This is a genomic window from Bifidobacterium ruminantium DSM 6489 (assembly GCF_000770925.1).
In the GTDB taxonomy this organism is placed as follows: Bacteria; Actinomycetota; Actinomycetes; order Actinomycetales; family Bifidobacteriaceae; genus Bifidobacterium; species Bifidobacterium ruminantium.
Genome location: NZ_JDTK01000009.1, coordinates 88762 through 101666 on the forward strand (window position 1 = coordinate 88762; position 12905 = coordinate 101666).

General features: G+C 60.4%; 9 protein-coding genes and 1 tRNA gene. 3 read left to right on the top strand and 7 right to left on the bottom strand.

The features are described 5' to 3' along the window. Window positions 1–60: 60 nt before the first annotated feature. Window positions 61–1497, top strand: a complete 1437-nt coding sequence (locus OU26_RS05205; protein ID WP_026646642.1) for a CCA tRNA nucleotidyltransferase — start codon at window positions 61–63, stop codon at window positions 1495–1497. A gap of 141 nt (window positions 1498–1638) precedes the next feature. On the opposite strand, the gene OU26_RS05210 is transcribed toward OU26_RS05205, so the two are convergent. The 7 genes from OU26_RS05210 to OU26_RS05240 form a co-directional block, all read right to left on the bottom strand. After that, window positions 1639–2268, bottom strand: coding sequence for a LytR C-terminal domain-containing protein (locus OU26_RS05210; protein ID WP_026646641.1), 630 nt, complete (start codon window positions 2266–2268; stop codon window positions 1639–1641). A 44-nt stretch (window positions 2269–2312) separates the two neighbouring features. Then, complete coding sequence (locus OU26_RS05215) at window positions 2313–3212, bottom strand: 4-(cytidine 5'-diphospho)-2-C-methyl-D-erythritol kinase (RefSeq protein ID WP_026646640.1); 900 nt, start codon at window positions 3210–3212, stop codon at window positions 2313–2315. Continuing rightward, complete coding sequence (rsmA, locus tag OU26_RS05220) at window positions 3209–4117, bottom strand: 16S rRNA (adenine(1518)-N(6)/adenine(1519)-N(6))-dimethyltransferase RsmA (protein ID WP_026646639.1); 909 nt, start codon at window positions 4115–4117, stop codon at window positions 3209–3211. Before rsmA ends, OU26_RS05215 begins: the two co-directional genes overlap by 4 nt. Window positions 4118–4171: 54 nt before the next feature. Then, window positions 4172–5755, bottom strand: coding sequence for an aggregation-promoting factor C-terminal-like domain-containing protein (locus OU26_RS05225; protein WP_026646638.1), 1584 nt, complete (start codon window positions 5753–5755; stop codon window positions 4172–4174). Between the two features lie 299 nt (window positions 5756–6054). Beyond that, window positions 6055–6128 (bottom strand) — tRNA-Thr (locus OU26_RS05230). A gap of 115 nt (window positions 6129–6243) precedes the next feature. Beyond that, the gene (locus OU26_RS05235) at window positions 6244–7227 is read right to left on the bottom strand and encodes a DsbA family protein (RefSeq protein ID WP_026646637.1); all 984 of its coding nucleotides are present in this window, start codon (window positions 7225–7227) and stop codon (window positions 6244–6246) included. A gap of 69 nt (window positions 7228–7296) precedes the next feature. Next, window positions 7297–9357, bottom strand: coding sequence for a serine/threonine-protein kinase (locus OU26_RS05240; RefSeq protein ID WP_081815637.1), 2061 nt, complete (start codon window positions 9355–9357; stop codon window positions 7297–7299). A 243-nt stretch (window positions 9358–9600) separates the two neighbouring features. Between OU26_RS05240 and OU26_RS05245 the strand changes: the two genes are divergently transcribed. Beyond that, window positions 9601–12561, top strand: coding sequence for a beta-glucosidase (locus OU26_RS05245; RefSeq protein WP_026646636.1), 2961 nt, complete (start codon window positions 9601–9603; stop codon window positions 12559–12561). 49 nt (window positions 12562–12610) lie between these two features. Next, window positions 12611–12905, top strand: a 295-nt coding sequence (locus OU26_RS10340) for a hypothetical protein (protein WP_206537852.1), incomplete at its 3' end; no start/stop codon positions are given.

Genomic DNA, 12905 nt, shown 5'->3' on the forward strand with positions numbered 1-12905 from the left:
GTGCAGGTGGAGTAACGGTATGCTGGTAAACGGAAACTTGTGGCGCTTGAAAGGGTTGGCGTGAACTTCGAAGTGTGGCCTGAGGCCATTGAATTGGGACGTATGTTTGCCGCGGAAGGCTACGAATTGGCGTTGGTCGGAGGCCCTGTGCGCGACCTGCTTCTTCATCGCAAATCGCATGATCTGGATTTCTGCACTTCGGCGCGTCCCGAGCAGTTTGAGCATATTCTGCGCCGTTTCGGACATGATGGCTTCTGGGATATGGGACGCAAATTCGGCACGCTTGGCGCGATGCGCAGGCGTGAGGACGGCACCGAGGTGAAGGTGGAGGTGACCACCTACCGTTCCGACACGTACGATCCCGATTCGCGCAAGCCGGAGGTCAATTACGGCGACACGCTGGAAGGCGATCTGTCCCGCCGCGATTTCACCGTGAACGCGATGGCGTTGCGCGTGCCGCAGCTTGAATTCGTCGATCCTTTCGGCGGTGCGAACGATTTGGCCAAGGGCGTGTTGCGCACGCCCGTCGATCCGAGGCAGTCGTTCGACGACGATCCGCTGCGCATGATGCGCGCCGTGCGTTTTGTGGCGCAGCTTGGCTTCCGTATCGCGCCGGAGACCGCGGAAGCGCTGTCCGACATGGTCGACCGCATCGAAATCGTCTCCGCCGAGCGGATACGCGACGAACTGGTCAAAATGCTGCTGTCCGATCGTCCGCGCGCCGGCATCGAGGCGCTGGTCGATTCCGGTCTCGCCGACATCGTCTTTCCGGAGATCCCCGCGTTGCAGCTGGAGATCGACGAGCATCACCGCCATAAGGACGTGTTCGAGCACACCATGATTGTCATCGAACGTGCGGTCGCCCTTGAAACCGGCCCCGACGGCCCGGTGCCCGGTCCAGACCTGACGTTGCGTCTGGCCGCCCTCATGCACGACATCGGCAAGCCGAAGACCCGTCGTTTTGAAGCGGGCGGCAAGGTGAGCTTCCATCGTCATGACGCCGTCGGCGCGAAAATGACCCGCAAGCGTCTGAAGGCCCTGCATTTCGATCATCACATGGTCGAGGATGTCAGTGAGCTGGTCAACCTGCATCTGCGCTTCCACGGCTACGTGGAGGAGCCGTGGACGGATTCCGCGGTGCGTCGCTACGTCAAGGACGCGGGCCCGCTCTACGAGCGTCTGAACCGCCTTACGCGCGCCGACACGACCACGCAGAACAAGCGCAAGGCCATGGTGTTCGCCGCCGCCATGGACGAGATGGAGCAGCGTGTGCGCGACCTCAAGAAGAAGGAGGATTTCGACGCGATCCGTCCGGACCTCAACGGCGACGAGATCATGCGGCTGCTGGGCATCGAGCCCGGTCCGATGGTCGGCAAGGCGTACAGGCACATGCTGGAATACCGTCTGGATAACGGTCCGGTCGAGCATGATGTGGCCGTGGCCGAGCTTGAGCGCTGGTACCAGGAGCAGAGCGGACAGGCGGAACAGGCTAAATAAGGTCGTACAAAAACGGTGCGATTCGTCGCGCATAATATGAAGCGCGATATGAAGAACCCGCGTCCCCATGAAGGGGAACGCGGGTTCTTTTTGTCGGCTTTTCTAATGCTCAGCCATTCAGCCGTTCGGCTGATCAATCGATCAGCTCTGCGGATTCACCGCATCGTGCTCGGAGGCCTTGGACAGATTGGTCATCTTGTCCGCCGCGACGCAACCCTTGATGCTGGTGATCGGCTTGCCTGCCGCCGGAACGCTCTTGACATCCGCCAGGTTGTCGAAGGTGGCGCCGACGACGACGTCGACCAGCTGGTCCTGACGATCGTCCATCACCAGCATCGCGTCGGTGAAATTGCTTGCCACAGTGTACGCCTGGTTTATGCCGTTCTTGCCGAAGACGATCATCGTGCGGTCGATCTTCTTGGTGTAGTTGCCGGGCGTCTGGGCGTTGAATTCACGATTTTGCAGCGCGTCGCTCACCGCCTTGGCGAATCCGGAGAACTTCGTGCCGTTGAGCACGCGCAACGTGATGTTGCGGTTCTCGACGTACTTGGCCTTGCCGTCGGTGTCCTTGATGGCGCACGGAGCCTGATGTCCGTAATTGGGCTGCACGGCGGTCGATTTGACGTTGCCCAGACCGCCGACATGGAAGAAGAACAGCAGGGAGATCACCAAGGCGATCACCAGAATGGCTCCGGCGATGCCGAACACCGTCTTCTGACGGCGGCGAATGTATTCCTTGCGCGCTGTGCGCTCATCAGTAGCCTGGGTCATACGAGAGTTCCTTTTGAAAAAACCAATTGCCAACAACCATACTGTTACGCGGTGATATGCACGATTGGACGAGCCGGCGCGCTGGTCGCGATGATGCGGTCGACGCAACAGCTGTCTTGCCATGCGGCCTGCACGGCGGCGGCGATATCGTCCGTTGGCACGAAAGCGATGACGGACGGGCCGGAACCGGATACGAACGCCTGCCGGGCTCCGGCGTGCAGTGCCTCCTCGATGGCCTGTCCGCTACGCGGATGAAGGGCAATGGCGGCCTTCTGCAGATGATTGTCGTCTGCCTTGCCGGCGCCGATCTGATCGAAAGTGGCATACACTTCCGGCGTGCGCAGTTCCGCACGGTACGCGCCGACCAGCAATCGTCCGGCGAAGCCGCGTTCCTTAAGCCCGCGTACGATGTCCCCATCGTCGTCAAGCTGTTCGATGCGCTCGCCGAAGCCGGTGCCGCGCGCATAGCCGCCCGTCAGGCAGAACGGCATATCCGCGCCCAGCGTGGACGCGACTTTCCGCAGACGTTCTATGGGCCAATCGAGATTCCACAGGGCGTTCAGTGCCAGAATCGTCGCCGCCGCGTCGGCCGAGCCGCCCGCCATGCCCGCACTGACGGGAATGCGTTTGTTGATGTTCAACGCCACGTCCGGTTCGTGCCCGCTGGCCTCGGCCATGGCGAACAGCGCCAACACGGCGTGGTTGCGGCGCATGTCGCTGACGGAGGAGGCCAGATCGCCCAGATACGCGCCTTCGAGATTGAGCGAGAAGCCGGTGCCGGGCGCCTTGCGCGTGGCGGTGACGGTGTCGTACACGCCGACCGCGCAGTAGATGGTGTCGAGCTCGTGGCGGCCGCCCCACTCGGCGTGGGAGGGGCCCACGTGCAGGGTCAGATTCGTTTTCGCCGGGCAATCCACGCTGACGGAATCGATGACGACGCTCATGCGGACACCTCGTCCAGCGCGCGGGCCAATGCTACGAATTCGTCGATGGTGAGCGTCTCGCCACGACGGGTCGGATCGATGCCGGAACGTTCGAACGCTTCGGCCGGCACGATCTTCTTCAAAGCGGCGTGCAGGGTTTTGCGGCGCTGTCCGAAGGCCGCATCGATGAGACGGAACACGGTTTCACGATTCACGACGGAACCGTCGGCATTGTCCGCGTCGGGGGTGTGTCCGCCCGGATGCCGCTTGAACAGCACCAGCGCGGAATCCACGTTCGGCGCCGGCCAGAACACGTTGCGGCCGATGACGCCTACGCGTTCCGCGGTGCCGTACCAGGCAAGCTTCACACTCGGCGTGCCGTAGATCTTCGAACCGGGCTTCTCGCTCAGACGGTCCGCCACTTCCTTCTGCACCATCACCAGGAAGGTGCCCAGATTGTCGAAACGTTCCAGCAGGGTGAGCAGGATCGGTGTCGCCACGTTGTACGGCAGGTTGGCCACCAACGTGAAGGATTCGTCGTCGTTGAAGTCGGGAAGGTTCTCCGGGTTGATCGTCAGTGCGTCTCGATTGACCACGCGGAAACGGTCCACGGCATCCGGCATGAATTCGGAGATGGTTTTCGGCAGACGCTCGGCCACCGGCGGATCGATCTCCACCGCGGTCATGGTGGCACCAGTCTCCAGAATCGCCAATGTCAGCGAACCCAATCCGGGGCCGACCTCCAGTACGTGGTCGTCGGCGGTCACGCCCGCTTCACGTACGATACGGCGTACGGTTCCCGGATCGATCACGAAATTCTGCCCGAATTTCTTGGTTGGGCTGATGCCCGCCTCGGCCGCGATGCGCCGGATGTCGGCCGCCCCCAACAAATGGCCTTGCGTATGATCGTTCACGTTTTCTGTCATTCCCTCATTATCCGTTCATGCCGGTACGAAATCGCCCGCAATGGCAGGTGGGGATCAGTACCATCCGGTTTCCTCGGAGTGCTTCCACGCGTTGGAGGGCGTGCCGTAGCGTTGGGCGATGTAGCTCAATCCCCAATCGATCTGCACGGCTCCGTCGTCTTTCCATCTCGCGCCGAAGGCGGCCATTTTGTTGCCCGGCAGCGATTGCGGGATGCCGTATGCGCCGCTATACGCGTTCTCCGCGTACCACTGCCATCCGGATTCGCGATTCCAGAGCTTGACCAGGTCCGTCCAATTCTGTCCGGTCCATCCACGTTGCGCGGCCGCGCCGGCCGCGTAGGCTTGCGCCTGCGCCGCGGAAGGATGATACAGGCGGCAGCCGGCAGAAGGGTCGCTTGGCTGCGGCGTAGGCGTCGGGGTAGGCGTGGGTGTCGGGGCTGGGGTAGGCGTCGAATTTCCGGAGCCGGACGTGTTGGAACCGTTGCCGTTGCCGGCGTCCGTCTTTCCGGAATCGTTCTTGTCGGTATTTGTCTGGCTGTTGCCGGAACCGTTGCCGTTGTTCTTATCGGTGTCCGTCTTGCCGGTGTCGTTCTTGTTGCCGGAATCGCTTTTGTCGCTCGAGCCGTTGTTCTTGTTGCTGCTGTCCGTTTTTCCGGAATCGCCCTTGGCGTTCGAATCGTTTTTCGTGTCCGAATCGGAGGAATCATCCGTCTTGCCGGAACCGTTCGCATTGTTCGAATTATCCGAATCGTCCGAATCGGAGGAATCGTCTGAGGACGAGGATTTCGCAGGACCCACCGCGATGACCTTGTCTATGGCGATTTTCGTGGTCTTCTCGTCGGACAGCGTCTCGCTTTCCTTCACGCCGTCCACGTACGTGACGGCGTACGTCTGCTGGATCTCGCCGTTCTCGCCTTCCTGCCGCACGGTGACCTCGCCCGGCTGCAGGCTCGGGTCGACGATGGTCTGCGTGCCGAACGGCACCTCCTTCGTGCGCGTCTCCTCGCCGTGCGTCACCCTGCGGACGCGCAGAATGGTCTTCCCGCCGTCCTTTTCGACGTTGACGCGATCCTCCTTGCTCAGCGTGATGCCTTTGGAATCGAGGATGGAGGCCGCGGGAAGCTTGCCGTTCGGAGCCACCGAGCTTTTGCCGTCCGCGATGACGGTGACGGGTCCCTTCTGGTTGATGACCAAGCCGCCGGTGAGCTTGTTGTAGACGTTGTTGATATTGACGGTGATTTTCGCCGCTTCGGTCTCGTTCTGGTTGAAGAAGTCCAGCAGCTGTTCGGCGCTGGTCGCCACAGTCCAGAACGGCACTTCCTGGCCGTTGATGGTGATGGTGGTCTGGTACGCGCTTTGCACGGTCACCACATCATGGTTCTTCAGCATGCTTGTCGGGCTGGTCGATTCCACTAGGTCGTGCGTTTTGATCTTCACGCCCTGTTCCTGCAGCAGCCGGTCCACGCTCATCGCATATGTGGTCACGGTCTTCGTTTCGCCATTGACGGTCAATGCGACGGATTTGCGCACGCCGATGCCGAACGCCAGCGCCGATGTAAGGGTGAGCGCCGCCACGCATGTCATGACGCGGACGCGGCGGAGCGTCACGAATCTCTTGGGTGTCCATCTTCTCGCCATGCGGCCTCTTTCCAGCATTGTTGACAACATTGTCATTGTAGCGATTCAGTCGGATTGGCCGCCGTTGTTTTCCTTGGATTTCCTCCGTACCACCGCATTTACGTTCGATCGGGAATGGGATTTGCCGGGAAAGGAAGAAGAATAGAAAAAGGGGGCAGGAGAGAAGGGGATGTCCTGCCCCCAAGCGGACGAGACAGGTTGGGGAACGCCTCGTCCGCTTTGCCAGAAGTCTCAAGTTGGGGGAAGACTTCTGGAGCACTTACCCGTGGTAAGAGGTCCAAGCCCGCTACGCGGGTTCGAGCCTCCTGTCGGGATCGAACCGACGACCTGCCGCTTACAAGGCGGCCGCTCTGGCCATCTGAGCTAAGGAGGCATGTTCCGTGGTCGTGTGGAAATACTACGGAACGTTGAATAGCATAACCAGCGCGTCCACGGTAGTCAACTTGCGATTGTCCTATGAGATACGCCGGTAGCTATAGGGGGGCATATTACTCGCCTGTGGTGACGGAAATAGGCTTCTTTTCGGAACCGATGGACGGCATCTTGCCTGCCACACCGACCTCGTCGGCCTTCAGTCCGATCGATTCAAGCAGACCATCCTTGACGGTCGTCTGCGCGGCGCTCAGCTGGTCCATATCCCAATATTCACCGTTAATGATCACCGTAGGCGTGGTCATGCTTCCCTTGTAGCTGCCGGTCTGATGCCACAGCTCGGAACGCTTCGGCGTGTAGGTGTCGATCGCGTCAAGCCAATCTTGGTAATCGCGTCCGAAAGCCTTGTCCGCCACATCCTTGGAAGCACCGGCCGCGATCATCTGCTCCTTGAGCTTGTCGTCGCTCACCGACTTGTAGGAGGAGCCTTCCTCGGGCTGGAAGTCCTCGGCGTAGACCTTCTCCAGGAAGGAGATCAGATGGTTCGGGTCGCTGTCATGTTCGGCCAGGTAGATGGCCGCGTTCGCCGCGCGGCTGGAGTATTCGTCGGTGGACCAACGGTCCATGAACGCCATGAAATGCAGGTCCAGATTGATCTGGCCGGCATCGACCATCTTCTGCAGGTCGGCGTCGAGCTGGCGGTGCAGGTTGCCGCAGCCCGGGCACAGGAAATCCATGTAGAGCTCGACGGTCGGCGCGCCCTCCACAGCCTTGCCGTAGCCGTTCTTGGAAATCAGCAGGCCGCCCTTCTTATCGACGAGCTTCGGAGTGTTCTTCACTTTCTGCAACGCCGTGTACGCTTCCTGCACGGTTTCGGTGGAAGCCTTCGTTTCGGCCTTCTTATGCATGTTGTGGTACACGGTGAACGCGCCGATCGCCACCAGAATCACCAGCACCGCCACTACGATGCCGCCGATGATCGTCTGCTGCTTGCGTTCCTTCTCCATCTGCTCGGCGCGCGCCTTCATCGCTGCGGCCTCGGCGGCCCTACGCTCGGCGCGGCTGGCGCGCTTCTGCGCATCCTTGCTGTTCTGGGCCATCAATATTCCTTTCGATGTTATGAATTCTTATGATGTTGTGCTGCGCACCATACTAGCGGTGTCGAGCTATCAATTCGCTGGAAATCCAGTTTCCCGAGATTGCTCCTGAATTTCATTCAGATGCCGTAGAACGGGTGGTTTCCGGAGAGCGCCGCCTCCCAATCGCATCACCGTAGCGCCGGGCGTGACCACGGCCACCAGCCAGCCGATCGCGCAGAATGCGGCCTGCGCCAGACCGCTTTCGGAAAGGGGTCCTTCTATCAACGTCGGCAGTGGAATCGACAGGCCGAGGACGTTCGTGTCCACTATGGCGTACGGCAGCTGCAGCACGACGGTGGCGATCGACAGACCCAACGCGACCACGGCAAGCATGATCAGCGTGCGCGCTACCGCCATACCAAGGCCTTTCACCACATGCCAGGGCAGGCCGACCAGTCGCAGCAGCCAATCGGAGCCTTTCCTTCCGCCGCCGCGCTTGCCCTCGCGCTCGAGCTGCGCCTCCGTGTTGAATCCGATGGCGGCCAACGCGCAGGCGATGATCAGCGCGGCGCTGAATGCGATCCACAGCGAGAACATTCCGCACACGGCCATGGGAATCGCCATCAGCGCGCAGGGGAGCAGTCCACGCCCCAGCATCGCGCCGCGCTTCACATCGGCGGGATTCGGCGCTTCCCCCATGGCGATTGGCGCATTTACGGCATTCGGCATATTCATGGCCTGCTGCGCCGGTTGGAAGGATGCGGGCGATTGCCGTGCGGCGGCCACATCGCTTTGCGGGATGACGGAAGGCGGTTGCTGCATGGCAAGGCGTTGCAAGGCGGGTTTGATATTCGGATCGATTCGCGTCGCTTCCTCCGCCGGATTCCACGCGTCTTGCGCGGGCAGCGTCCGCGTGGCCTGTGCCGTCGGCATGACCCGTGTCGATTGAGGCAGTGTCCGTGTGCCGCCTATGCGTTCGTCGGGAGGCAGTATCTCCGTTTCGTCGCCGATACTGTCGTTGTCCTCGTCACCGGCCCAATTGCCACCTTCACCGCTGGTTCCGGCATCGTCCTCGGCTTCACCAATGGGCGCGATCACCTGCGTCGCATCCATGCCGGGCAGGTCGATTACCTGCGTCGTTTCGCCGGGCTGCGGTAGTGGCCGTGTGCCGACGGCGCCTTCGTCGGCTGTATCGTCCTGCAATCGCCACAAGATGCGAGGATTGTCGGGCGATTCAGCAAAAGGGGGCATCGCCTCCGTCTCGTCCCCGTTACCGGCCGTAGCCCACGATTGCGGATTCAGCGCATCCACGGCAATCGCCTGCAACAAATCCTCCGGTGAGCAACGTTTCGTACGATCAGGGTTGAGCGCCGCACGGAACGCGGCCATCGTGCCCGCGGGCAGTCCCGCAAGATCGGCGCTGCCGGCCGCGGCACGCTCCAACACGGTCATCATCGGCTTCGTGCCGAACACCGGTTTGCCCGTCGCAGCGAACGCAAGCACGCTTGCCACCGACCACCAATCGGTTTTCTCATCCGATTCGGCGCCGTCGATGATCTCCGGCGCGATGAAGCCCGGAGTGCCCATCACCAGACCGGTACGCGTCACATGGCTTTCGCCCTCGCCCATGGCAATGCCGAAATCCACCAGCACCGGGCCGGTGTTCGACACCATCACATTGGTCGGCTTGATATCGCGATGCACAATGCCAGCCGCGTGAACCGCCCGCACCGCCTCGATAAGCTTGCGCGCCAGACGTTCCAGATCGTCGCCCACATAACGGCCATTGATACGCACGTCCTCACGCAGATTCTTGCCTTCGATCAATTCCGTCACAATGAAGGCCAGCGCATCATCCAGCTCCATATCCACAATGCCGCATACGCCCGGATGGCGCACTTTCCGCAATGCCATCGCCTCCCGGCGCAGGCGCTCGCGTGCGGTCAGTTGGTCGCGCTGCCGTTGCGCGGAATCGTCATCGTCGGACAAGGAATCACGCAAAATCTTCATCGCATACTGGTGCCCGCCGTCATCGCGTACGCGCCACACCGACCCCATTGCCCCCGAACCAAGTCGGGATATCAATGTGTAGCCGCCAACCAGGCTGCCTGATTCCAGATTCGCTGCGCTTAAGTCGCTCATGCCACCCATGGTACTTGGCGTGCAGATTATGCGCGCGAATCGACAGGCTGGGTGAATCGCCGTGCATCGTTCGCCGGAGTCTGATGAAATCGAATCATCGACATGAAGAAGTGTCTTCACTTGCCGCACGCATCTGCAGCCACTTCACCGAAACCATGAGATGCGGGGCAGTGTTGAATGGTTTCGCGGTTCCGATAAAGGCATCGGAGCCTACGTGTCGTTTGGTTATGAGAATCAAGGAGGAGGCAGACCATGCTGCAAATCAACATGGCTGACGTTATGAACGTCATCGGCTCATTGACGCCGTACCTTATTGCGATTGGCGTGCTGTTCGTGCTCGCGCTGATTATCACTTTTGCCGTCAACAAGAAGACGGTCAAGGAAGTGGCGACCCGTAAGATCGTCCATTCCGAATCTTGGCTGGTGGCGCTGGTAGGCATCGTCGTGGCCGTGTCCATGATGCTGACCGGTCCGCTTTCCACGCTGCTCAACAACGCGACCACCACCAAGTACATGCTGTCCGACACCACCGTTTCCAAAGCCAACGAGCTGGCCAAGGAAGTGCAGTCGGAAGCCATCACCATGCTGAAGAACGACGATTCCAACCTGCCGCTGTCCAACAAGAAGGTCAACGTGTTCGGTTGGGGCTCCACCAACCCGGTTTACGGCGGCACCGGCTCCGGCTCCATGTCCGACCAGTACGAGACCGTTTCCATGCTTGACGGCATGAAGCAGGCCGGCATCGAAACCAATTCCGAGCTGACCAAGCTGTACACCGACTACCGCAAGGACCGCCCGATGGTGGCTATGTGGTCGCAGGATTGGACCCTGCCTGAGGTTCCGGCCAAGCAGTATTCCGACAAGCTGATCTCCGACGCCAAGGACTTCTCCGACGAAGCCGTCATCACCATCACCCGCGTCGGCGGCGAAGGCGCTGACCTGCCGACGAACATGAAGGCGAAGGGCATCACCTACAACAACAATTCCAAGGACTACGAAGATTTCAAGGATGGCGAGCACTTCCTGCAGCTGTCCCAGACCGAGCGCGACATGATCGACCTGGTCGCCAAGAACTTCAAGAAGGTGACGCTCGTCTACAACGGCGCCAACGCGTTCCAGTTCGACTTCCTATCCCAGTATCCGCAGATCAAGTCCGTGCTGTGGTGCCCGCCGGCCGGCCAGACCGGCTTCTCCGCACTGGGTGAGGTGCTCGCCGGCGATGTGAATCCGTCCGGCAAGACCTCCGACACGTTCGTGAAGGACCTGACCAAGACCGCTGTGTTCAACAACACCGATGGCACCGCCGCCGGCAACGCTTCGTCCGTCGGCACGAACGGCAAGTTCACTTACGACAATGTGGATGATCTCGCTGCTTCCTACATGGGCTTCAGTGGCGACAAGGTCACGGTGACCCCGACGTTCGTCAACTACGTCGAAGGCATCTACGTTGGCTACAAGTTCTATGAGACCGCCGCCGACGAAGGTCTGATCAACTACGACGACACCGTCATGTTCCCGTTCGGCTACGGCCTGTCCTACACGACGTTCAAGCAGGAGATGGGCAAGGTCTCCTACAAGAACGGCAAGATCTCGTTCGATGTGACCGTCACCAACACCGGCGATAAGGCCGGCAAGGACGTGGTCGAGGTCTACTACAACCCGCCGTACACCGATGTCGGCATCGAGAAGGCATCCAAGAACCTGGTTGCGTTCGAAAAGACCAAGAAGCTCGAGCCGGGCGCTTCCCAGACCGTGAATATCGAGTTCGACGATGACGACATGGCCTCCTACGACCAGAAGGACGCTAAGGCGTACGTGCTGGAGCAGGGCGATTACGACATCTCCATCCAGTCCGATTCGCACCACGTGATTGACCATCAGAAGGTCACCGTGAAGGACACCGTCACCTACAATTCCGACTCGAACACCCATAACGGCGATGCCGTGGCCGCCACCAACGAGTTCGATTACGCCGCCGGCGACGTGACGTACCTGTCTCGCGCGGGCCACTTCGCGAACTATGCCAAGGCCACCGCCGCTCCGACCAACTTCTCGATGAGCGACGAAGCCAAGGCCGAGTTCACCAACAACAGCAACTACGATCCGAAGAAGTATGACAACGATTCGGACGAGATGCCGACCACCGGTGCCAAGAATGGCCTGAAGCTGTACCAGATGTATGGCAAGGATTATGACGACGCCGATTGGGACAAGCTGCTCGACCAGCTCACCTTCGACGATATGGACAACCTGATCGCCAATGGTGGTTACGGCACTCCGGCTGTGAAGTCCGTCGGCAAGATCCAGCTGACCGACGCCGACGGCCCGGCCTCGCTGAACAACAACTTCACCGGTGTTGGCTCCATCGGCTTCCCAGCCTCCACCGCGTTCGCCTGCACATGGAACCGTGATCTCGCCAAGCAGTTCGGTGAGATGATCGGCGACATGGCTCACGACATGCACGTGGCTGGTTGGTACGCTCCGGCCATGAACATCCACCGTTCGGCATTCTCCGGTCGTACCTTCGAGTACTTCTCCGAGGACTCCCTGCTCTCCGGTGCGATGGCCTCCAACGAAATCGCCGGCGCCAAGGCCAAGGGCGTGTACTCCTTCATGAAGCACTTCGCACTCAACGACCAGGAGACCAACCGCACCAACATGGTGTGCACGTGGGCCAACGAGCAGTCCATCCGCGAAACCTATCTGAAGCCGTTCGAGATGAGCGTGAAGGAAGGCGGCGCCCAGGCCGTGATGAGCTCCTTCAACTACATCGGCTACACCTACGCCGGCGCTTCCAGCAACCTGCTGCAGACCGTGCTGCGCGGCGAGTGGGGCTTCAAGGGCTTCGTCCTGACCGATTACTTCGGCGGCTACGGCTACCAGAACGCCGATCAGGAAGTGCGTGCGGGCAACGACTCGATGCTCGCCACCACGAAGATCACCAACCACATCACCGATAAGTCCGCCACTTCCGTGAAGGCGATGCGTCAGGCCGCGCACAACATTCTGTACACCGCCGCCAACAGCTGGCAGTACGCGAATGGCGAGCCGAAGGTCGCCACCCCGATCTGGAAGACCGCCATGTACGTGGCCTGGGGCGTGGTTGCGGTGCTCGTGATCGGTCTGGAGTTCCTGACCATCAAGCGCTACCTGAGCCGCAAGAAGGCCGTCGCCACGATTGAGCCGGCTGCAGAGCCCGCTCAGGCCGAGTGATTGGCTGATAACTGAAAACCAATAATTGAATACCAAGCCGGGAGGCTCCGTGGAACATGGAGCCTCCCGGCTTTTGTATCTCATTGCCTTCGTTCGGATCCGTGTGCTGCTTTTTCTTGGCGCTGTATTTCCTGATATTGCATTGGTGCGGTTGTCAGGCTATGGATCCCATATAGCGTTCATAGCGCAGATGGCTGCATTGTTCGCGTCTTCGCTTCATCCGCATTTGGCTTTGCGATTCCGACACGCCGTGTGTTGTTGTTTTCGCGTTCACCTGGCCGTGTTTTTAGCGTCCTATGATGGTGTCATCGACGGTTTCGGGTCGCGTTTGGCTCGTTTTCGAC

Bases quoted from the DNA above. Each gene is read 5' to 3' on its own strand.
- OU26_RS05210 (WP_026646641.1), bottom strand. From the start codon at position 2,268: ATGACCCAGGCTACTGATGAGCGCACAGCGCGCAAGGAATACATTCGC.
- OU26_RS05215 (WP_026646640.1), bottom strand. From the start codon at position 3,212: ATGAGCGTCGTCATCGATTCCGTCAGCGTGGATTGCCCGGCGAAAACG.
- rsmA (WP_026646639.1), bottom strand. From the start codon at position 4,117: ATGACAGAAAACGTGAACGATCATACGCAAGGCCATTTGTTGGGGGCG.
- OU26_RS05225 (WP_026646638.1), bottom strand. From the start codon at position 5,755: ATGGCGAGAAGATGGACACCCAAGAGATTCGTGACGCTCCGCCGCGTC.
- OU26_RS05235 (WP_026646637.1), bottom strand. From the start codon at position 7,227: ATGGCCCAGAACAGCAAGGATGCGCAGAAGCGCGCCAGCCGCGCCGAG.
- OU26_RS05240 (WP_081815637.1), bottom strand. From the start codon at position 9,357: ATGGGTGGCATGAGCGACTTAAGCGCAGCGAATCTGGAATCAGGCAGC.
- OU26_RS05245 (WP_026646636.1), top strand. From the start codon at position 9,601: ATGCTGCAAATCAACATGGCTGACGTTATGAACGTCATCGGCTCATTG.